General features: G+C 68.4%; 14 protein-coding genes. 7 read left to right on the top strand and 7 right to left on the bottom strand.

Annotated features, from left to right (window positions below; genetic code table 11):
* Positions 1-4 precede the first annotated feature (4 nt).
* Positions 5-883, bottom strand: a complete 879-nt coding sequence (locus tag EGK63_RS02010; RefSeq protein ID WP_125899679.1) for a DUF4232 domain-containing protein — start codon at positions 881-883, stop codon at positions 5-7.
* 142 nt (positions 884-1025) lie between these two features.
* Here EGK63_RS02010 and EGK63_RS02005 point away from each other — a divergent pair, with 142 nt between their 5' ends.
* Positions 1026-3152, top strand: coding sequence for a TonB-dependent receptor domain-containing protein (locus tag EGK63_RS02005; protein ID WP_243637531.1), 2127 nt, complete (start codon positions 1026-1028; stop codon positions 3150-3152).
* A gap of 234 nt (positions 3153-3386) precedes the next feature.
* Entirely contained in the window at positions 3387-6137 is a 2751-nt protein-coding gene (locus EGK63_RS02000) for a TonB-dependent receptor (RefSeq protein WP_125899677.1), read from the top strand.
* Between the two features lie 212 nt (positions 6138-6349).
* On the opposite strand, the gene mce is transcribed toward EGK63_RS02000, so the two are convergent.
* From mce to EGK63_RS01975, 5 genes are all read right to left on the bottom strand, one after another.
* On the bottom strand, positions 6350-6772 hold the full coding sequence (gene mce, locus EGK63_RS01995) for a methylmalonyl-CoA epimerase (protein WP_119411722.1): 423 nt from the start codon (positions 6770-6772) through the stop codon (positions 6350-6352).
* Positions 6769-8928: a methylmalonyl-CoA mutase gene (gene scpA, locus EGK63_RS01990; RefSeq protein WP_125899676.1), complete on the bottom strand. Its 2160-nt coding sequence runs from the start codon at positions 8926-8928 to the stop codon at positions 6769-6771. The genes mce and scpA overlap by 4 nt, the downstream gene beginning before the upstream one ends.
* Complete coding sequence (locus EGK63_RS01985) at positions 8925-10304, bottom strand: methylmalonyl-CoA mutase family protein (RefSeq protein ID WP_125899675.1); 1380 nt, start codon at positions 10302-10304, stop codon at positions 8925-8927. The genes scpA and EGK63_RS01985 overlap by 4 nt, the downstream gene beginning before the upstream one ends.
* Complete coding sequence (locus EGK63_RS01980; RefSeq protein ID WP_125899674.1) at positions 10305-12281, bottom strand: acetyl/propionyl/methylcrotonyl-CoA carboxylase subunit alpha; 1977 nt, start codon at positions 12279-12281, stop codon at positions 10305-10307. It abuts the gene before it with no gap.
* Between the two features lie 320 nt (positions 12282-12601).
* Entirely contained in the window at positions 12602-14137 is a 1536-nt protein-coding gene (locus EGK63_RS01975) for an acyl-CoA carboxylase subunit beta (RefSeq protein ID WP_087140222.1), read from the bottom strand.
* Positions 14138-14282: 145 nt separating this feature from the next.
* Here EGK63_RS01975 and EGK63_RS01970 point away from each other — a divergent pair, with 145 nt between their 5' ends.
* Positions 14283-15695 (top strand): short-chain fatty acyl-CoA regulator family protein, encoded by a 1413-nt coding sequence (locus EGK63_RS01970; protein WP_125899673.1) that lies wholly within the window; start codon positions 14283-14285, stop codon positions 15693-15695.
* 39 nt (positions 15696-15734) lie between these two features.
* On the opposite strand, the gene EGK63_RS01965 is transcribed toward EGK63_RS01970, so the two are convergent.
* Positions 15735-17237 (bottom strand): CoA-acylating methylmalonate-semialdehyde dehydrogenase, encoded by a 1503-nt coding sequence (locus EGK63_RS01965; RefSeq protein ID WP_003165585.1) that lies wholly within the window; start codon positions 17235-17237, stop codon positions 15735-15737.
* A gap of 104 nt (positions 17238-17341) precedes the next feature.
* Between EGK63_RS01965 and EGK63_RS01960 the strand changes: the two genes are divergently transcribed.
* The 4 genes from EGK63_RS01960 (at position 17342) to EGK63_RS01945 (ending at position 22710) form a co-directional block, all read left to right on the top strand.
* On the top strand, positions 17342-18250 hold the full coding sequence (locus EGK63_RS01960; protein WP_125899672.1) for a LysR family transcriptional regulator: 909 nt from the start codon (positions 17342-17344) through the stop codon (positions 18248-18250).
* Positions 18251-18333: 83 nt separating this feature from the next.
* The gene (locus EGK63_RS01955; protein WP_125899671.1) at positions 18334-19044 is read left to right on the top strand and encodes a response regulator transcription factor; all 711 of its coding nucleotides are present in this window, start codon (positions 18334-18336) and stop codon (positions 19042-19044) included.
* Positions 19045-19064: 20 nt separating this feature from the next.
* Positions 19065-20426, top strand: coding sequence for a FecR domain-containing protein (locus tag EGK63_RS01950; protein WP_125899670.1), 1362 nt, complete (start codon positions 19065-19067; stop codon positions 20424-20426).
* A 4-nt stretch (positions 20427-20430) separates the two neighbouring features.
* The gene (locus EGK63_RS01945) at positions 20431-22710 is read left to right on the top strand and encodes a CHASE2 domain-containing protein (RefSeq protein ID WP_125899669.1); all 2280 of its coding nucleotides are present in this window, start codon (positions 20431-20433) and stop codon (positions 22708-22710) included.
* Positions 22711-22720: the final 10 nt, after the last annotated feature.

Genomic DNA, 22720 nt, shown 5'->3' with positions numbered 1-22720 from the left:
ACCCCTAGTTTGCGGACGCCGAAGCCGGCTGAGACGAGGCCTCGGCGACAGGCCGCAGGGGACTGACCTCAACCTGCCCGCCGCAAGGCGTAAAGGCCAGCGGCAGGGCGATCGCCGTCGCCGCGCCCGGCGCCGTCACGCGCACCGTCTTGGCCGAGGGGCAGGTCGTCTCGCCCTTGTCTTCATGCGGAATGACGGTCCAGGCCAGGTCGAACCAGGCGGCCTGTTGCGGGCGGATTTCCACCGGCGCCGGCGCGCGGCCCTCGGCGAGATAGCTTCTCGGCGCCTGAACCGCGCGAACGCCGGTCATCAGCTTGCCCTCGCCGTCCAGCAGGCTGACGGAGGGATAGCCGGTCACGGTGCAGGCGTTGGGTCCGGCGTTCCGCAACGCCAGGGTGGTGAGGCGATGCCCCATGCCCGCGTCGCCGCCCTCGACCGTCAGGCGGAGGTTTTCAACGGCGCACGGCGCGCCCGACGGCGGCGGGGCCACGGCGGCGACCGGACGACTGCAACGCTCGATGACGACGCCGCCGGCCTGATCGCCCTGACCAGCGCGGCTGAGCATGCCGCTCTCCAGCTCGCCCCGGCTGGCCGTATGCCATTCCAGCCCCTGCCCCGCGTATCGAGCGCCGCTGGCCGAGACGACGTTGGTCAGGACGTAATCCTTGCCTTCATAGGACACGCGGGCGGTCTGAGCGTCGGGATAGGCGACGGCGATCGTCTTGCCGCTTTCGCAGGCATAGCCGACGGCGGCGGCGCTCTGAGCCGCCGGCGCCTCGATCGGCGAGGTCGGTTCAGCCGGCTTTTCCCTAGAACACCCGGCGGCCAGCACCCCGAACGCAGCGGTCACGGCGATGGTCTGGAACGTGGCGGATCTGGTCATGGCGGCCCCCTTGCTGCTGCGACCCTGCTGCAACGTCGAAGGCTTGTGAAGGCTCCGCTTGGACGAAATCGTCAGGGAACGGTTGCGTAATGATATACTATAACATATCAAGCCTTCCATCATTGTAACGGGGATGCGTGACATGCGATTTCGGACCTTCCTGCTGACCGCCGCGGGGGCGGCGGCGCTGACCAGCCTGGGCGTCGCTGCGCCTGCTTTCGCCGAAGACGTCGTGCAGCGTCAGTCCCAGGGCGACCCGCACGATCACACGCCCCGCGCCGCCGAGGCCTATGAGGTGGACGAGGTCGTGGTGCGCGCCCTGCCCCTGGGCCGCGCAGGCGACGACGTCGGCTCGCACGTCGCCCTTCTCAGCGGCGACGACCTGGTCCACCGGCGCCAGTCGACCCTGGGCGACACCCTGAACAGCATTCCCGGCGTCAACTCCGACACCTTCGGCGGCGGCGCCAGCCGCCCGGTGGTGCGCGGCCAGACCTCGCCCCGCGTCAAGGTGCTGAGCGAGGGCGCGGGCCTGATGGACGCCTCCGAGGTCTCGCCCGACCACGCGGTCAGCGGCGAGCCCCTGCTGCTGGAAGGCGTCGAGATACTGCGCGGCCCGGCGGCCCTGCTCTACGGCGGCGGCGCCATCGGCGGCGCGGTCAACCTGCTGGACAAGAAGATCCCGACCCGCATCCCGGCGAACGGCGGCGAGGGCGTGGCCGAATACCGTCGCGGCTCGGTCGATGACGAGGAAGCGGGCGTGGTCGGCCTGACGGTCGGCGCCGGCAACTTCGCCTTCCGCGTCGAGGCGGCCGCGCGAAAGTCGGACGACTACAAGGTTCCCGGCTGGGACGAGCCGCGCCTGGACGGTTCCTACAACGAGACCTCGACCGCGACGCTGGGCGCCTCATGGATCGGGTCGCGCGGCTATCTGGGCGCGGCCTATACGGAACAGACCAGCCGCTATGGCCTGGCCGGTCACAGCCATGAATATGAGGGCTGCCACCCGCACGGCGACCACCTGCACTGCGGCGGCGGCCACGACCACGGTCACGACGACGATCATGGCCACGGCGACGACGATCACGGGCATGAGCATGAAGGCGATCACGACCACGCCGCCCCCGAGGTCCGCCTGAAGAGCCGCCGTGTCGATCTGCGCGGCGAACTGCGCGACCCGCTGCCGGGCATCGAGAACGTGCGCCTGCGCGCCGGCTACACCGACTACGAGCACAGCGAGCTTGAGGAAGGCGTCGTCTCGACCACCTTCACCAACAAGGGCTACGACGGTCGCATCGAGGCCCAGCACCGCGAGATCGCCGGCTTCAAGGGCGTGGTCGGCCTGCAACTGAGCAAGAGCGACTTCGCCGCCGTCGGCGAGGAAAGCTTCCTGGCCCCCAGCACGACCAAGAACACCGGCCTGTTCGTGATGGAGGAATACGAGATCGGCCTGTGGCACCTGGAAGGCGCCCTGCGTCAGGAATGGCAGGAGGCCTCAGCCATCGGCCTGCCCGATGTCGAGCACAAGCCCTTCTCCATCTCGGGTGCGGCGGTGTGGCACTTCACCCCCGGCTGGTCCGGCGCCGTGTCGTTGTCGCGTTCGCAACGCGCCCCTTCGGCCCAGGAACTGTACGCCGACGGCGTTCACCTGGCGACCAACACCTATGAGATCGGCGACGCCAACCTGGACGTCGAGACGGCCAATTCGATTGAGCTGACCCTTCGCAAGACCGAAGGCGCCCTGACCGGCTCGGTCAGCGCCTATCACTACATCTATGACGACTACATCTTCGCCCGGACGCTGGATCAGTACGAAGACTTCCGCCTGATCCGCTACAGCCAGGCCGACGCGACCTTCACCGGCATCGAAGGCGAGCTGACGCAACAGTTCACCCCGTGGCTGTCGGGCACGGTGTTCGGCGATTACGTCCAGGGCGAGCTGAAGGGCGACGGCGGGAACCTGCCGCGCATTCCGGCGGCGCGGGCGGGCGTGCGCCTGGCCGCCTTCCAGGGGCCGTGGTCCGGCGACGTCGAATACAGCCGCACCTTCAAGCAGACCGACATCGCCGCCTTCGAGCATGAGACGCCGGGCTACGACATGGTCAACGCCACCGTCGCCTATGACGTCGATCTGGGGCCGGTGCGCTCGCAGATCTTCCTGCGCGGGACCAATCTGCTGGACGAGACGGCGTTCAACCATGCCTCCTTCCTGGCCGAGACGGCGCCCCTGCGCGGGCGCAACCTGACGGTGGGCGTGCGCGCCCGCTTCTAGGGCTTCTTCGTCGCTGCAAAAAAGGAGGGGCGGGTCCGACGGATTCCGCCCCTTCGTCCGTTGGAGTCTTGTCGGTTCGGACAGGACTAAGCCCCGCATTACAGGAGTTTAATCCAGGAGAGCGATCGCGCCCCCTTTCGGCGCACATCGTTCTTTAATCGAGTCGATGCGATCGACGAGACAGGGCGTCGGTCGCGAGCATGCCTGTTTTCGTGGTTGCCTTTAGGACTCGACATGTCGCCAGTCGCCTTGCTGTTCGCCCTCGCCTCCCTGTCCCCTGCCGACACGGCGGCGCCCGCTGCATCGCCTCAATCCACCCCCGCCCAGACCGCGACCCCGGTCCCGCAGGAGGAGCTGGACGACGGCGCCTATGACCTGGGCACGCTCGCGGCCGTGACCACCGCCCGACGCGGCGCGGCCCTGGGCGACTATGAGCCCGAGCTGACTCTCGACGAGGAGCAGATCAAGGCTTACGGCGCCAGCAGCATCGAAGAGCTGATGACCCTGCTGGAGCCGGTGACGCGCAGTTCGCGCGGCGGCTCGCCGGTCTTCCTGGTCAACGGACGGCGCATCTCCGGTTTTCGCGAGATTCGCGGCATCCCGCCCGAGGCCATCGAGCGCACCGAAATCCTGCCCGAGGAAACCGCCCTGTCCTACGGCTACAGCGCCGACCAGCGGGTCGTGAACTTCGTACTGAAGGCCGACTTCCGCTCCGTGACCATGCAGGCCAGCGCCCGCCGTCCCGACCAGGGCGGCCGCACCATGACCGACCTGGAAAGCAACATCCTGCGCATCTCGGGCAAGCAGCGCTGGACACTGGACCTGGAGTACGAACGCGACACCCCCCTGTTCGAGACCGAGCGCAACATCACCCGCGACGGCGTTCCCTATGACCTGATGGGCAATGTCACCGCGCCCGGCGGCGGCGAGATCGATCCCGCCCTGTCGGCCCTGCTGGGCCAAGGCGTGACGACCGCCTCGGTCGGCGCGGGCGCGGCGGGCGGCGCCGCCCTGTCCGACTTCGGCGTCGGACCGCGCACCGACGACCTGACCGCCTATCGCACCTTGTCGCCCAAGCGTGAGAACAGCTCCATCTCCGGCTCCCTGGTGCGCGACCTGAACCAGACCATGTCGCTGACGCTCAGCGGCGAGCTGGAGGACACCTCCAGCTTCTCCTACCTGGGCCTGCCGGGCCTCAGCCTGGCCCTGCCCTCGGCCAGCCCCTATTCGCCCTTCGCCAGTGACGTGCTGCTGCACCGCTATGTCGATGCGCCCGGCGCGCTGGGGCGGCAGACCGACACCATGTCAGGCCAGCTGGGTTTCCTGGTCGACGGCTATCTGGGCGACTGGCGCTGGACGGTGAACGGCGGCTACGACCGCACCGAGACCAAGACCCGCACCGGCCGCGGCCTCAACGACGACGCCCTTCAGGCAGGCGTGACGGCGGGAACCATCGACCCGTTCGGCGACCTGGGCCAGCTGCCGACCAATCCGTTCGACACGGCGCGCTCCATCTCCAGCAAGACCAGCGTCGAGGGCGTCATCAACGGCACGGCCTGGGAAGGCCCGGCCGGATCGCTGACCTCGACCTTCAAGGTCGGCTTCGACAGCCAGTCGCTGGATTCGGAGAACCTGCGCTTCTCCGAGGAACAGCAGGCCAGCGTCTTCTCCGAACGCTCCCTGTCGCGCGACCGCACCAGCGCCTCGGGCAACTTCAACCTGCCGATCGCCAGCCGCGACCGCGAGGTGCTGGGCGCGCTCGGCGACCTGTCGGCCAACCTGAACCTGGCCTACGAAGACCTGTCCGACTTCGGCGGCCTGTCGGCCTATACCGTCGGGCTGAACTGGTCGCCGTGGGAGCCGGTCAACTTCACCGCCAGCTGGGCCGACGAGCAGAAGGCCCCGTCGATGTCGCAGTTGAACGACCCGACGATCTCGACCCCAAACGTGCCGGTCTATGACTTCGCCACCGGCCAGTCGGTCAACATCGTCCGCATCGAGGGCGGCAACCCCAACCTGTCCGAGGAGACCAAGCGCGTCCTGAAGTTCGGCGTCAACCTGACCCCGCTGAAGGACAGGGATCTGCGCTTCACGGCCAACTACACCCGGACCGAGACGGAAGGCTCCATCGCCTCCTTCCCGACCATCACGCCCGAACTGGAAGCCGCCCTGCCCGAGCGCTTCACACGCGACCTGGACGGCAATCTGCTGTCGATCGACGCCCGGCCCTTGAACTTCCAGAAGGCCGAGCAGCAGGAAATCCGCTGGGGTCTGAACTTCTCGACCGCCTTCGGCAAGCCGGATCCGGCGGCCATGGCGCGCATGAACGCGCGCAGCGGCGGCGGCCAACGCGGACCGGGCGGCGGCGCGCCCACTGTCATGCGCGTCGAGGGCGGCCCGCCTCCGGGAGGTCACAGCGCGGGCGGCCCGCCCCCTGGCGGCGGGATGCGAATGCAGGGCGGCGGCGGGCGTAACCGTGGCGGCGGCATGATGCCGGGCCAGGGGCGGTTCAACGTCTCGCTGTATCACACCTATCGCATCCAGGATGAGATCACGATCCGCGACGGCCTGCCGGTGCTCGACCTGCTGGACGGCGCCGCCATCGGCGCGCGCGGCGGCCAGTCCCGCAATGAAGTCCAGCTGCAGATGGGCGCCTTCAAGAGCGGCATGGGCGGCTTCCTGAACGCCAACTGGAAAGAGTCCACGCGGATCAACGGCGGCTCGTCGCCGGACGACGACCTGAGCTTCTCGGACCTGACGACGGTGAACCTGAACCTGTTCGCCGACCTGTCATCGCGTGAGAGCCTGGTGTCGCGCTACCCGTGGCTGAAGGGCGCCCGCGTCAGCGTCGGCGTCGAGAACATCTTCGACCAGCGCCTGAAGGTCCGCGACGGCCTGGGCGAGACGCCGCTGTCCTATCAGCCCGACTACCTCGACCCGCTGGGCCGGACGTTCAGGATCAGCCTGCGGAAGATCCTGTACTGATCGGCCGCACCACCGCCGCTAACGAAGGAAGGGCGGCCTAGTCGGCCCCCTCCGCCGTCATCCTCGGACTTGATCCGAGGATCGAGGGGACCGGCGCGCTCGTCCTGTCCGCCGTCACGCAGACGGATGGCCCGATCCTCGGATCAAGTCCGAGGATGACGAAGAGCCATGATCATGAAAAAAGCCCGGTCGCGAGACCGGGCCTTTGTCTTTTAGTGATCGCCTTTCGGCGTCTCCATCAGCTCGATCAGCACCCCGCCCATCTCCTTGGGATGCAGGAACACCACCGGCGTCCCGTGCGCCCCGATGCGAGGCTCGCCCGTGCCCAGGATGGTCACGCCCTTGGCGCGCATTTCAGCGATGGCCGCGTGAATATCCGCCACTTCAAAACAGACGTGGTGCTGTCCGCCCTTGGGGTTCTTGGCCAGGAAGCCGGTGATCGGGCTGGTCTCGTCGAACGGCTCGATCAGTTCGATCTGGGCCGTCGGCGTGTCGATGAAGCAGACCTTCACCCCCTGCGCGGGCAGGTCGAACGGCTCGCCGATCTTCGTCGCGCCCAGCACGTCGCGATACAGCTTGATCGACTCGGCGATGGAGGGCGTGGCGACGCCGACGTGGTTCAGATTGCCGATCACTTCTTCGTCTCCACAGGCGTCGGCTGGGCATAGCCCAGGCGCTGGTTCAGCTTCTCGATCAGGTCCGCCGCCGTCTCGGCGATCACCGAGCCGGGCGGATAGACGGCCGCCGCGCCCATATCCAGCAGGGGCTGCACGTCCGACGGCGGAATGACCCCGCCGACCACGATCATGATGTCCTCGCGCCCCAGCTTGGCCAGTTCGGCCTTCAGCTCGGGCACCAGCGTCAGGTGCCCCGCCGCCAGCGACGAGGCGCCGACCGCATGGACGTTCTTCTCCACCGCGTCCTTGGCCGCCTCGGCAGGCGTCTGGAACAGGGAACCGGCCGTCACGTCGAAGCCGATGTCGCCGTATCCGGTGGCGACGACCTTCTGACCCCGGTCGTGGCCGTCCTGCCCCAGCTTGGCGATCAGGATGCGCGGCGGGCCGCCGTCGTTCTCGACGAAGGCGGCGACCATTTCGCGAGCACGGGCGACCTTGGGATCGTTCCCGGCCTCTTTCGCATAGACGCCCGAGACCGTCTTCACCGTAGCGATGTGGCGGCCGAAGGCGACCTCCAGCGCGTCGGAGATTTCGCCGACGGTGGCCTTGGCGCGGGCGGCCCGCACCGCCAGCTCCATCAGGTTCTCATTGCCGCGCGCGCCTTCGGTCAGGGCGTCGAGCGCGGCTTGCGTCGCCGCCTCGTCGCGCTCGGCCTTCAGGCGTTGCAGCTTCTCGATCTGGCGGGCGCGCACCTCGGCGTTGTCGACCTTCAGCATCGGAATGTCGTCGACCACGGGGTTCAGATATTTGTTCACGCCCACGACCGTCTGCTGGCCGGTGTCGATGCGGGCCTGGGTCTTGGCGGCGGACTCTTCGATGCGCAGCTTGGGAATGCCCGCCTCGATGGCCTTGGCCATGCCGCCGTAGGCCTCGACCTCCTCCATCAGGGCGCGGGCCTTGGTGGCCAGTTCCTGCGTCAGGCGCTCGACGTAGAAGCTGCCGCCCCACGGGTCGATGACGCGCGTCAGGCCCGTCTCGGCCTGCGCCAGGATCTGGGTGTTGCGCGCGATCCGGGCCGAGAAGTCGGTCGGCAGGGCCAGCGCCTCGTCCAGCGCATTGGTGTGCAGGCTCTGCGTCTGGCCGCCCGCCGCCGCCATGCACTCGACCATGGTGCGCGGCACATTGTTGAACACGTCCTGCGCCGCCAGCGACCAACCCGAGGTCTGGCAGTGGGTCCGCAAGGACAGCGACTTCGGATTGACGCCGCCTTCACGCTTGACCGCTTCGGCCCACAGCAGGCGGCCGGCGCGCATCTTGGCCACCTCCATGAAGTAGTTCATGCCGATGGCCCAGAAGAAGCTCAGACGCGGCGCGAAGCGGTCGATCTCCATGCCCGCCGCCTTGCCCGCGCGCAGGTATTCGATCCCGTCCGACAGGGTGTAGGCCAGCTCGATGTCCGCCGACGCCCCCGCCTCCTGCATGTGATAGCCGGAGATGGAGATGGAGTTGAACTTAGGCGTTTCCTTCGCCGTCCACTCGAAGATGTCGGCGATGATCCGCATCGAGGGCGCGGGCGGATAGATGTAGGTGTTGCGGACCATGAACTCCTTCAAAATGTCGTTCTGAATGGTCCCGGTCAGCTTGGCGTGGTCGACGCCCTGCTCCTCGCCCGCCACGACATAGAGGGCCAGGATCGGCAGCACCGCCCCGTTCATCGTCATGGACACCGACATCTGGTCCAGCGGAATGCCGTCGAACAGGGTCCGCATGTCCAGAATGCTGTCGATGGCCACGCCGGCCATGCCGACGTCGCCCTTCACCCGCGGGTGGTCGCTGTCATAGCCCCGGTGAGTGGCCAGATCGAACGCGACCGACAGGCCCTTCTGACCGGCGGCCAGGTTGCGGCGATAGAAGGCGTTGGACTCCTCGGCGGTCGAGAAGCCCGCATACTGGCGGATCGTCCACGGCGCGCCCGCGTACATGGTCGGATAGGGCCCGCGCACGAAGGGGGCGAAGCCCGGCAGGCCGTGGATGAAGTCCAGCCCGTCCAGCGCCGCCGGCCCATAGGCGGTCTCGACCGTCAGCCCCTCGGGCGTCGTCCACGCCGCGCGGTCCGGCCCGGCGCCGGTGGCGTCGAGGTCGAGAGCGACCTTGGAGAAGTCAGGAAAACTCATTGGGCGGCCTCCTCGAAGGCGGCGGCGAAGCGGACAGGCGCCAGGGCCTCGAACGTTCCGACAGCGGCAGGCGCAGCAGGCGCGGGCGTCACCGGCGCAGGACGCACGTCCGGGTCGACGAATTTGGTGACGCCGACGATCTGGGCGGCGCCGTCCTTGAAGGCTTTCTCAGCCATGTCGCGGGCGCGGGCGATGCGGGGCTGGATCACCCCGCCTTGCAGACAGGCGATCACGCCGCCTTCGGCCTCATAGACCTGGAACTCGGCCCAGGCCGCCTCAGCCAGTTCGCGGGTGCGGGCATCGAGATACCAGGAGCCGCTGGCCGGATCGTCGACGCGGCCCAGGTTGGATTCCTCCATCAGGATCAGCTGGGTGTTGCGCGCCTGACGTTTGGCGAAATCGTCCGGCAGGCCCGCCGCGCGGGTGAAGCCGTCCAGCACCACCGCGTCAGCCCCGCCCACGGCCCCGGCGAACCCGGCGGCGGTCAGGCGCAGCATATTCGGCCACGGGTCGCGGGCCGACAGCATCCGCCGCGACGAGCGCGCCTCGATGATCGCCGGAACCTCGGCGCCGAACGCCCTGGAAACGCTGGCCCAGATCAGGCGCAGCGCGCGGATCTTGGCCAGAGAGTCGAAATAGGCCTGATCCACGGCGACGCCCAGCACGACGCCCTTCAGCGCCGCCTCAACCGACAGCCCCGCTTCAACGGCCGTCTTCACATAGGCCACGGCCGACGATGCGGCGAAGGCCAGTTCCTGCGCGATGGAGCCGCCCGCCTCATGCGCCACACGGCCCGACGCCATGAACAGCGTCGCCTCGGGATAGGTCGCGGCGCGGGTCGCCGCCGCCCTGGCCGTCTGGCTCATCAGGGCTGCAAAGTCGCCCGGCGCCCCGCCCGCCTCGGCGTAGGCCGAGATCGGATCGAGGTGGAAGGCCAGCTTGGCGCGGGGCGAGCCCTTGGCGACCGCCGACAGGGCCTCCGCCGCCTTCACGCCCTCAAACCCGGCGTCCAGCGCCACCGGCGCCAGCTCCAGCGCCACGCCATCCAGCGCACGCGCCAGCTTCACAGCGTCCGCCGCGACCGGTCCGGCGATCAGGACCGAGGCCGCCCCATTCTCCAGATCGGTCAGGACGGCGCGGTTCAGGCCTTCCGCGTCCTCGCCCTCGTTCAGCGCCCGCACGTCCCACGCCCGGCCTTCGGCATCCGAGGGCCGGGGCGCGAATACAGGCTCGCCCCCATTCGCCGTCCCATACAGCGGCTTCGTCGCCAGTTGGTCCGCATCCAAATGAATGAGGCTCTCCAGCGGACGCTCCTTCAGCGCCTTGACGGCGGCCTCGCGCCACTCCAGCGGGGTCGGGACGGCGAACTCAGTCATTTACTCGAACTCCACCAGAACGTCGTCGGCGGCGACCGGGTCGCCGGCCATGGCCTTGACCGCCTTCACCTTGCCGTCGCGCTCGGCCTTGAGGATGTTCTGCATCTTCATGGCCTCGATGATGGCCACGGTCTCGCCGGACTTGACCTCCTGGCCCTCGACCACGGGGATGTCGACCACCAGACCCGGCATCGGCGACAGCACCAGTTTGGAGGTGTCCGCCGCCTGCTTCTCGGGCAGCAGGGCGTAGAGATGCGCCACGTCAGGACGCAGCACGCGCACCCGCGCCCGCGCCGCACGGTGGCGGATGTCAAAGCCATCGGCGGCGCGCTTCACCTCGGCGGTGAAGGCGTCGTCGTCCAGCACCGCCTTGAACAGCGACAGCCCCGGACGCCATTCGATCTCGGACAGGGAGACTTCCTCGCCGTCGATGGCGACAATCAGGTCTTCGGCCTCGTCATAGCCGACCTCGACCTCATAGGCGGTCTTGTCGACCAGGACGGTCCAGTCGGTGCGCTCGCTGGGGTCGCCGTCCTGTTCGGCGATGACCTCATTCATGGCCACGGCCGAGGCGATCAGGATCTTCACCTGCTCAGGCGTCGGCGCCAGGCCGTGGAAGCCGTCGGGGAACTCGTCCTTGATGTAGCTGGTCGCCAGCTCTCCGGACTGGAAGCGTTCCTGATCCATGACCGCCGCCAGGAAGGGCACATTGTGGCCCAGTCCCGCCAGATGGGTGTCCTCCAGCGCGCGAGCCATGCCGCGCACGGCGTCGTCGCGCGTCTCGCCCCAGGCGCACAGTTTGGCGATCATGGGGTCGTAGAACATGCTGATCTCGTCGCCCTCGCGGACGCCGGAATCGTTGCGGACGGTGTAGTCCCCCTGATCGCCCTCTTCCGGCTGCTCATAGCGCACCAGACGGCCGATCGACGGCAGGAAGCCGCGATAGGGGTCTTCGGCGTAGATGCGGCTCTCGATGGCCCAGCCATTGATCGACAGGTCGTCCTGCTTGATCGCCAGTTGCTCGCCCCAGGCCGAGCGGATCATCTGCTCGACCAGATCGACGCCGGTGATCAGTTCCGTCACCGGATGCTCGACCTGCAGACGGGTGTTCATCTCCAGGAAGAAGAACGACTTGTCCTGACCGGCGACGAACTCGACCGTGCCCGCCGAGTCATAGTTCACCGCCTTGGCCAGGGCGACGGCCTGCGCCCCCATGGCCGCGCGGGTGGCCTCGTCCAGCAGGGGCGACGGCGCCTCCTCGATGACCTTCTGGTTGCGGCGCTGGATCGAGCATTCGCGCTCGAACAGGTGGATGACGTTGCCGTGCTTGTCGCCCAGCACCTGGATCTCGATGTGGCGCGGGTCGACGATGAACTTCTCAAGGAAGACGCGGTCGTCGCCGAAAGCGTTCAGCGCCTCAGCCTTCACGGCGGCGAAGCCCTCGGCCATGTCGTCGTCCGAATGGGCGACGCGGATGCCCTTGCCCCCGCCCCCGGCCGAAGCCTTGATCATGACCGGATAGCCGATCTCGCGCGCGATCTTCACCGCCTCGTCCGGCGTTTCGATCAGGCCCATGTGGCCCGGCACGGTCGAGACGCCCGCCTCGGCGGCGAACTTCTTGGAGGTGATCTTGTCGCCCATGGCGTCGATCGCCTCGGGGTTCGGCCCGATGAAGGCGATGCCCTCGGCCTTCAGCCGCCGCGCAAACCCGGCGTTTTCCGACAGGAAGCCGAAGCCGGGGTGCACGGCCTGCGCCCCCGTCTGCTTCACGGCGTCCACGATCTTGTCCTGGATCAGATAGGACTGGGCGGCGGGCGACGGGCCGATGTGAACCGTCTCATCCGCCATCTCGCACGCCAGCGAACCGGCGTCAGCGTCGGAGTAAACCACCACCGTCTTGATGCCCATGCGACGGCAGGTCTTGATGACGCGAACAGCGATCTCGCCGCGGTTGGCGATGAGGATTTTGGAGAACATATGCGGCTTCGCCTGTAGTGCTTCTTCAACGACCTGATTGGCGGACATCTGGAGGCGCTGTTTTGCAACTGCCGCAGCCCCCTTAATTGCTCTTAGGCCCCAGAAACCATGATCCAGATGTTCAAAAACATCATCAGCTCTGTGGTTAGCGGAATCGCTTGAATGATCTTCAATCGTCCGTCGAACAGTCGCCTTCCATTCAGCCGTCAGCTCACGCGATGTCGTTCGCTGAATATAAGCATACAAGTCATCATATCTGGCCGCACCTCCCAGAGCATGGAAGGCCGACACGATTTCATCGATCCAACGCATCGTCATTCCTACAGCGGGATGTTGTCGTGCTTCTTCCAGGGATTTTCCTGGGTCTTGTTCTTCAGCGTCTTTAGCGCCTTGATTAGGCGGCGGCGGGTGCCGTGGGGCATGATGACGTCGTCGATGTAGCCCAAGCCGGCGGCGACAAACGGATTGGCGAAGCGTTCCTTGTATTCGGCCTCGCGCGCCGCCAGGGCCTCGGGGTCGCCGGCCTCCTTGCGGAAGATGATCTCGACCGCGCCCTTGGCGCCCATGACCGCGATCTCGGCGGTGGGCCAGGCGTAGTTGACGTCGCCGCGCAGGTGCTTGGAGCTCATGACGTCATAGGCGCCGCCATAGGCCTTGCGCGTGATGACCGTCAGCTTGGGCACCGTGGCCTCAGCATAGGCGAACAGCAGCTTGGCGCCGTGCTTGATCAGGGCGCCGTACTCCTGCTTCGTGCCCGGCATGAAGCCCGGCACGTCGACGAAGGTCACCAGCGGGATGTGGAAGGCGTCGCAGAAGCGCACGAAACGCGCGGCCTTGCGGCTGGAGTCGATGTCCAGCACCCCCGCCAGCGTCTGGGGCTGGTTGCCGACGATGCCGACCGGCTGGCCGTCCAGACGGCCGAAGCCGCAGATGATGTTCTTGGCGAAGTCGGCGCCGATCTCGAAGAAGTCGGCCTCGTCGACCGTCTTCAGGATCAGCTCCTTCATGTCATAGGGCTGGTTCGGATTGGCAGGGACCAGGGTGTCCAGCGAGGCCTCGTCGCGATCCGGCTCGTCATAGGTTTCGCGGACCGGCGGCGTCTCGCGGTTCGACAGCGGCAGGAAGCCGATCAGGCGGCGGACCTCGGACAGGGCCTCCAGATCGTTCTCGAAGGCGCCGTCGGCGACCCCCGACTTGCCCGCATGGACGCGGGCGCCGCCCAGATCCTCGTGGCTGACGACCTCGTTGGTGACGGTCTTCACCACGTCGGGGCCGGTCACATACATGTAGGAGGTGTCCTTCACCATGAAGATGAAGTCGGTGATGGCGGGCGAATAGACGTCGCCGCCCGCGCACGGTCCCATGATGACCGAAATCTGCGGGATGACGCCCGAGGCCAGCGTGTTCTGCAGGAAGATGTCGGCGTAACCGGCGAGGCTCTCCACCCCTTCCTGAATGCGCGCGCCGCCGGCGTCGAACAGGCCGATAATCGGCGCGCCCGCCGTCAGGGCCATCTTCTGGATCTTGACGATCTTGGCCGCGTGGGCGCCCGACAGCGAGCCGCCGAACACGGTGAAGTCCTTGGAGAAGACATAGACCAGACGGCCGTTGATCGTGCCGCGCCCGGTGACGACGCCGTCGCCGGGGATGCGCTGCTCGGCCATGCCGAAGTCGTGGCTGCGGTGCTCCACGAACATGTCGGTCTCTTCGAAGGAGCCTTCGTCCAGCAGGACGCCGATGCGTTCGCGCGCGGTCAGCTTGCCCTTGGCGTGCTGGCTGGCGATGCGCTTCTCGCCCCCGCCCAGCTTGGCGGCGGCGCGACGGCGCTCGAGTTCCTCGAGGATGGCCTGGCTCATGGTTGGAGCGACTCCCTGACTTCGTTCAGGGTCCAACAAGCCGCTTCATCACAGAAAGGCAATCGCAACTTTGCAAAAGTCGTCCAAGTGCGTAAGCCTGCCAAGGCGGACAGGCATTTTTGCAAAGTTGCAATGCCCAACAACCATGGCTGAAAAACTCTACCTCGGGACCAAGGTGCGCAAGCTGCGCGAGGCGCGCGGCTGGACGCTGGAGCAGTGCGCCGGGCGGCTGGCGCTGTCGCCGTCCTATCTGTCGCAGATCGAGACCAACCAGCGCCCGGCCACGGCGCGGGTGCTGATCGCCCTGACACGCGCCTTCGACGTGGACGCCAGCCTGTTCGACCTGGACGGCGACGCCCGTCTGATCGCCGACCTGCGCGAGGCGACCACCGACGTCGCGGGCCACGCCGAGGCGCCGACGGCGGGCGAACTGAAGCAGGCCGCCATGAACGCGCCCCGGCTGGCGCGGCAATTCCTGGCCCTGCATCAAGACTATCGCCGTCTGGACGAGCGGCTGAAGACGCTGAACGAGACGCTGGGCCGCGACGAACACGCCGCCGACGCCGCCTCCGCCCTGCCCTATGAGGCGGTGCGCGACTTCTTCCACTATCGCGACAACTACATCGACGCCCTGGACCGGGCGGCGGAGGATCTGGCCGCGCGGCTGAACCTGGGCGACGGCGTCCACCCGGAGCGCGAGTTGGAGGCCGCCCTCAACGACCTGTGCGGCGTGCGCGTCGCCACCGGTCAGGGGCGCGGCGCCATGCGGCGGTTCGATCCGGGCGCGCGCATCCTCTATGTCGACGCCAGCCTGCCGGGCGCCACCCGCGCCTTCCAGATGGCGCATCAGTTGGTTCGCTTACGGTTCGAAGACCTGATCGAGCACGAACTGGACCGCGCCGCCTTCGACATTCCCGCCGCGCGCGACGTGTGCCGGGTGGGTCTGGCCAACTATGCGGCGGGGGCGCTGCTGCTGCCCTATCGCGCCTTTCTGGAGGCGGCGCGGGAGCTGCGGCATGACGTGGACCGCCTGCGCAGCCGCTTCCACGTCAGCTTCGAACAGGCCTGCCACCGGCTCAGCACGCTACAGAGGCCCGGCTGGCGCGGCGTGCCCTTCTACTTCGCGCGGGTGGACATGGCCGGGAACATCACCAAGCGGCACAGCGCGACACGCTTCCAGTTCGCCCGCTTCGGCGGCGCCTGCCCGCTGTGGAACGTCCATGAGGCGTTCAGCGCCCCGGACCGCATTCTGGTCAATCTGTCGGAGATGCCCGACGGCGCCCGCTACGTCTGCATCGCCAAGAGCGTGTCAAAGCCGGGCGGGTCGTTCCTGGAGCCGGACCGGCGCTATGCGCTGGGGCTGGGATGCGAGATCGAGCACGCGGCCCAGTTGGTCTATGCGGACGGGCTGGACCTGAACGGCCCGCCGACGCGCATGGGGGTCAACTGCCGCATCTGCGAGCGGACGGACTGCACGCAACGGGCGTTTCCGCCGATCGACCGCACGCTGGCCGTGCCGGAGAACGAGCGGGGGGTGATCCCGTATACGCTGAGCTGACCCTCTCCCCACGCAAGGCAGGGAGAGGGAAAATCAGCGTCAGCCCATCGTCGGGATGACGAAGCTCGAGTCCGCATGCTCCAGGTCGCTATCCGGCCAGCGGGCCGTCACGGTCTTGGTCTTGGTCCAGAAGCGGACGCCTTCCATGCCGTGCTGGTTGATGTCGCCGAAGGCCGAACGCTTCCAGCCGCCGAACGAGTGATAGGCCACCGGCACCGGGATCGGCACGTTGATGCCGACCATGCCGACGTTGACGCGGGCGGCGAAGTCGCGGGCCGCGCGGCCGTTCTGGGTGAAGATGGCGACGCCGTTGCCGTACTGGTGCTTGCTCGGCAGGCTCAGCGCCTCCTCAAAGCTGGCGGCGCGCATGATCTGCAGGACTGGGCCGAAGATCTCTTCCTTGTAGGATTCCATCTCCGGCTTGACGTGGTCGAACAGCGACGGGCCGATGAAGAAGCCCTTCTCGTGGCCCTGCAGGCTGAACTCGCGGCCGTCGACGACCAGTTCGGCGCCTTCTTCCACGCCCTTGTTGATCCAGCCCAGAACCTTGTCCTTGTGGGTCTGGGTGACGACCGGGCCGTAGTGGGCCTCGGCGTCGGTCGAGACGCCGACGCGCAGGTTCGGGATTTCCGAGACCAGACGCTCGCGCAGTTCATCGGCGGTGCGCTGACCGACCGGCACCACGACCGGCAGGGCCATGCAGCGCTCGCCGGCCGAGCCGTAAGCCGCGCCGGTCAGATCCTTGATGACCTGATCCATGTCGGCGTCAGGCAGAACGATGCCGTGGTTCTTGGCGCCGCCCATGGCCTGAACGCGCTTGCCGTGGGCCGCGCCCTTCTGGAACACATAGTGGGCGATGTCCGACGAGCCGACGAAGCTGACGGCGTGAATCAGCGGGTGTTCAAGGATGGAGTCGACCGCCACCTTGTCGCCGTGGACGACGTTCAGCACGCCCTTGGGCGCGCCCGCCTCCATCATCAGCTCGCCCAGACGCACCGGCAGGGACGGATCACGCTCGGACGGCTTCAGGATGAAGGTGTTGCCTGCGGCGATGGCCACGCCGAACATCCACATCGGGATCATGCCGGGGAAGTTGAACGGGGTGATGCCCGCCACCACGCCCAGCGGCTGGCGCATGGAATAGACGTCGATGCCCGGACCGGCGCCATAGGTGTATTCGCCCTTCGAGGCGTGCGGGATGCCGCAGGCGAACTCGATCACTTCCAGACCGCGCTGGATGTCGCCCTTGGAGTCGGCGATGACCTTGCCGTGCTCGCTGGACAGCAGTTCGGCCAGTTCGTTCATGTTCGCCTCGACCAGGCGCTTGAACTCGAACATGACGCGGGCGCGGCGTTGCGGGTTGGTCGAGGACCAGCCTTCGAATGCGGCCTGCGCCGACTGGACCGCGCGATCCAGTTCCGACGGCGTCGCCAGCTGGACGCGGGCCTGAACCTCACCGGTGTTGGGGTTGAAGACGTCGCCGAAGCGGCCCGACGCCCCATCAAAAGCCGCACCGTCGATGAAGTGGCGAATATCGCGCATTGAACGTCTCTCCCGATGATTATGGTTCTTCGTGAGCCTGCCCTAGCAGAGCGGGCCGGTCAGGCCCATTGCAATCTTGCAGGTGATGATGTGCATATTTGCATATGTTCGATTGGGATGATCTGAGGGTGTTTCTGGCCGCCGCGCGCGCCGGGTCGCTGGCCACGGCGGCGCAACGGCTGGGCGTGGACGCGGCCACCGTCGGGCGGCGCGTGGCGCGGCTGGAGACGGCGCTGAAGTCGACCCTGTTGGTGCGCTCGGCCGCCGGACTGCACCTGACGGCCACCGGCGCCCAGCTGCTGGAGCGGGCGCTGGACGCCGAAAGCGCGATGGAGGCCGCCGGACGCGTCACCCAGCCGGACCTGATCGCGGGCGCCGTGCGGATCAGCGCCTCGGAAGGCTTCGGCGGCGCGGTGCTGGCCCCAGCCCTGCCCGGCCTGCTGGCGGCGCATCCGGGGCTGAACGTCGAACTGGCGGCCAGTTCCGGCTTCCTGTCGCCCAGCCGCCGCGAGGTGGACATGGCCATCACCCTCAGCCCCGCCGCTGGGCCGCGTCTGATCGTCGAGCCGCTGACCACCTATCAGCTGGCGCTCTACGCCGCGCCGGAATACCTGAAACGTCACGGCGCGCCCGACACCATCGACGACCTGAACCGCGCCGACATGGTCGGATACGTCGACGACCTGATCTATGCGTCCGAGTTACATTATCTGGACGAAATCCGCCCGCACATGCGCCCGCGGCTGGCCTCGTCTTCCATCCGCGCCCAACGGGACATGGTGGCGGCGGGCGGCGGCATCGGCGTCCTGCCCTGCTTTCTGGCCGAAGGGCTGACGCGGGTTCTAGCGAACGAAGTGCTGATAGAACGCCGTTTCTGGCTCAGCACCCACCGCGAGGTCCACGGCACGGCGCGCCTGAAGACGGTCCGGCGCTGGATCAAGGCCCTGTGCCAGGATCAGGCCCGCCGTCTCGCCCCCCTGCCCGCATCCTCGCCAAGACGCGCCGAGGGGTGACTATATTTTACATTTTACATTGCTCTAAAGCCAAGCATCCGGGGCTATGACTCCAGCGTTCTCCCCGGAGCTGCATAACCCATATGAAGATCGCGATATTAGATGACGATCCCGTCCAGTTGGAGTTCGTCTCCGACGTCGTCCAGGACGCTGGGTATCGCGCCACGCTGTTTTCGCGCGGCCAGGCGCTGATCTCCGCTCTGCGCAAAGACACCTTCGACATGCTGATCGTCGACTGGAACCTGCCGGACCGTTCGGGTCTGGAGGTGCTGGCCTGGGCGCGCACCAATCTGAAGCCCGCCCCGCCCATGCTGCTGGTCACCAGCCGCGCCGAGGATGAAGACGTGGTCGCAGGCCTGGACGCAGGCGCCGACGACTACCTGCCCAAGCCCCTGTCCAAGCCGGTGCTGGCGGCGCGGATCAACGCCCTGATCCGTCGCGCCTACGCCCAGCCGACGACGCCGGGCGTCGAGATCTATGACGGAGTGTCCTTCCACGAGTCGGCCGGGGCCGTGACCCGTGACGGCCAGTCGGTGGCCCTCACGGCCAAGGAATACGCCCTGGCCCTGCTGCTGTTCCGCAACCTGCACCGGGCGCTGTCGCGAACCTACATCCTCGAAACGGTGTGGGGCAATGAGCCGGACCTGAACAGCCGTTCGCTGGACATGCACATCTCGCGTATCCGCAACAAGCTGGAGCTTCGGCCCGAGCGAGGCTTCCGCCTGACCCCCATTTACAGCTACGGATACCGTCTTGAGCGCGTCGCGGGGGCCGAGCCCGGCCCTGACGCCTGAATAAGGACGCAGGTGGCGAAATGAAGACGGATTGGTCTGCGGCTCTGGCGGTTGCAGCGATGCTGGCCGCAGGAAGCGCCGCCGCACAGACTTCGGCCTCTCCGCCCGCGTCCCGCACGGCGTCTTCCGCCGCCGTCCAGACCCTCGACTATGTGGTCCGCCCCGGCGACACCCTGATCGACCTGGCGACCGCCTATATGAACCGGCCGCTCGACTATCGCCGGGTCCAGCGCGAGAACCGGGTCGCCAATCCGCGCCGCCTCGCGATCGGCCACACCCTGGCCCTGCCGGTCGATCTGCTGCGCGCCGAACCTGACGAGGCGCGCATCGCCGGCTTCCGGGGCGCCGCGACCCTGAATCAGGACGGCCGATCCGCCGCCCCCGCCTCCGGCCAGACCGTGCGCGAAGGCGCCGTCCTCAGCACCGGCGCCAACGCCTTCGTCCGTCTGGCCCTGTCCGACGGCAGCCATGTGGTCGTGCCCTCCAACAGCCGCGTGCGCGTCAGCCGCCTGCGCCGCTACGCCATCAACGGCGCCGTCGACCACGCCCTGACGGTCGAGGCCGGTCGCGCCGAGTCGCGCGTCAGCCCCCGGCGCCGCCCCGGCGGCTTCGCCATCCGCACCCCCGTCTCGGTCTCGGCCGTGCGCGGCACCGACTTCCGCGTCTCCTTCGACGATGACGCCGACCGCTCGACCACCGAGGTTCTGGAAGGCGCGGTGACCATCGCCTCGGGCCAGGCCGAAACCCTGGCCGCCGCAGATCAAGGCGTCAGCGCCGCCGCCGGCGCTGTGCGCCTACTGCCCCTTCTGCCCGCGCCCGCCCTGGTCCATCCCGATGCGCCGCAGACCCAGGCGCTGGTCGCCTTCGACATCCAGCCCCTGCCCGGCGCCGAACGCTATCGCGGCCGCGTCGCCCAGGACGCGGGCATGATCGAGGCCTTCGCCGAAGCCGACAGCGCGCCCGGCGGCCCCCTGGTCTTCGGCGAGATGGAGGAAGGCGCCTTCTTCCTGCGCCTGACCGCCCTCTCGCCCGAGGGGCTGGAGGGCAAGGCTGTCACCTACAGCTTCATTCGCGCCCGCAACGGCGTCGGCGGCCTGGCTTCGGCCCTGGACCAGCGCGACCGCCGCCGCTTCTACCGCTTCCGCTGGGAGGCCGAGGGCGTCGGCGAAGCGACCTTCCGTTTCCAGCTGTGGCGCGAGGCCGAGGACGGAACCGCCGACGGCCCCCTGCTGGTCGACCAGCCCGGCCTGACCGAAGAGGCCTTCACCCTCAGCGACCTGCCGCCGGGCGTCTACAGCTGGCGGGTGCAGAGCGCGCGCCATCGCTTCGGCCGTCTGCTGGAAGCCTGGTCCGAGCCGCAACAGCTCCGCATCGGACGATAGCGCCGTGCCCGCGCCCGCAGGGCCGAAAGACGGCTGGAGAGGCTGGCTCGGCGCCCGCCTGACCGGCCGTCGCGCCCTGGTCGAATGGGGGCTGGTGGCGACACTGTCCGCCCTGCTGGTCGGCTGGATGGCGCTGACGCCTGTCGCCGACGGCGCCGACCACCTGGTCTATGACGCCCTGATGCGGGCCGAGGCGGGGCCGGCCGACGAAAATATCGTCATCATCGCCATCGACGACCGCAGCCTGGAGGCGCTGGGCCAATGGCCCTGGCCGCGCGACCTGCACGCCCGGCTGATCGACCGCCTGACCCAGGCGGGCGCGGGGCCTGTCGCCTACGACGTCCTGTTCACCGAAGACTCCCCGCAGGACGACGCCCTGGCCGCCGCCCTGGCGCGCAACGGCAAGGTCCGCCTGCCCGTGGTGCTGGACGCCCCTGGCCTGAACGGAGCCGCCTTTCGCGAGGACGCCCCCGCGCCGATCCTGACCGAGGCGGCGGCGGGTCTGGGCCACGTCAACCTGACGGTCGACGACGACGGCGCCGTGCGCCGCCTGCCTCTCTATCTTCAGGCGGGCGAGCGGACCTGGCCGCACCTGATCCTGCCCCTGGCCGCCGCCAAGGGCGCCGCGCCCGCCCCGCCCGCGCCGCACGATGGCGGCGACCTGTTCGCCGCCTCGCCCGAGGCCCTGATCTATCGCGGCCCGCCCGGCGCCTTCCGCACCCTGTCTTTCGCCGACGTGCTCAGCGGCGAGACGCCCGCCGCCTTCCTGAAGGACAGGCTGGTGCTGGTCGGGGCGACGGCGCCGGGCCTGGGCGACCGTTACGCCACCCCGGCCACGCCCCAGGGCGAACTGCGCCCCGGCGTCGAGGTGCAGGCCGCCCTGCTCCAGACCCTGATCGAGGGCGGCGGCCCGCGCAGCCTGTCGCCCGTCTGGGTGCTGATCCTGTCCCTGCTGCCGCTCGGCCTGCTGGTCGCCGGCTTCCTGGTGCTGCGCCCGGCCGCCAACATGGCCCTGGGGGCCGGGCTGATCGTTCTGACCCTGGTCGGAACCGCCGCCGCCTTCCTGGTCGGCGGCCTGTGGTTCCCGCCCTCGGCCGCCGTGGCCGGCCTGGCCCTGGCCTATCCCCTGTGGAGCTGGCGCCGCCTGGCCGCCGCCTCGGCCTATATGCAGAGCGAGGTCGAGGCCTTCGAGCGCGACGGCGTGCGCCTGATCGGCCGCGCCCAGGGCGGCGACGTGGTGGCCCGCCAGGTGGACGCCCTGCGCGCCGCCGTGCGCCAGGTGCGCGACCTGGAGCGCTTCATCTCCGACGCCCTGCGAAGCCTGCCCGACGCCACGGTCGTCGCCGACCCGCACGCCCGCATCATCCTGTCCAACGATCGGGCCGAGGCCCTGTTCGGCGACCGACTGAGGGACGACGCCGACCTGCCCCTGCTGTTCCAGTCCCTGGGCGAACCGGCCTGGCGCCGCTTCCTCGATCCCGAGGGCGATCCCGGCGACATCACCACGCCCGACGGCCGCATCCTGAAGGCCGCCGCCGCCCTGCTGACCGACGCCGAGGGGCAGCCGGTCGGCCATATCGTGCGCTTCGCCGACATGACCCGTTTCCGCGCCGCCGAACGCCAGCGCGCCGAAGCCCTGCAACTGCTCAGCCACGACATGCGCGCGCCCCAGGTGTCGATCCTGACCCTGCTGGACGGCCCCGCGCCGCGACTGGACCCCATGGTCGAGCGCCGCATCGCCGACTACGCCCGCCAGACCCTCGACCTGGCCGAAGGCTATGTCCAACTGGCCCGCGCCGAGAGCCAACCCTATCGCTCGGAACTGCTGGACCTGGGCCAGGTGGCGATGGACGCCGCCGACATCCTGTGGCCCCAGGCGTCGAAGAAGGGCGTCCGCATCCTGACGCCCGACGGCGAGGAAGAGTTCCTGGTTCAGGGCGACCCCGCCCTGCTTCGCCGCCTGACCACCAACCTGCTCGACAACGCCCTGAAGTACGGCCCGGCGGGCGGCGTCATCCAGGTCAGCCTGACCGGGGCCGAGGATGACGGCCGCCCGGTCTGCGTCCTCAGCGTCAGCGACCAGGGCCCGGGTCTGTCGGAAGAGGCCGCGCGTCGTTTGTTCCAGCCCTTCGGCCACGGCGGCGCCGATCATCGCGGCGCGGGTCTGGGCCTCGCCTTCGTCCGCACCGTCGCCGAACGCCACGGCGGAACCATCCGCCACCAGCCCGGATCGCCGGGCGCGACCTTCATCCTGACCCTGCCCAGGATCACGGAAGAGGCATGAAGCTGCGGGC

The sequence above is a fragment of the Brevundimonas sp. 357 genome (assembly GCF_003938605.1).
Classification (GTDB): Bacteria; Pseudomonadota; Alphaproteobacteria; order Caulobacterales; family Caulobacteraceae; genus Brevundimonas.
The sequence above is the reverse complement of the archived record's forward strand: the minus strand, read 5'-3'. Positions and strand labels throughout refer to the sequence as shown.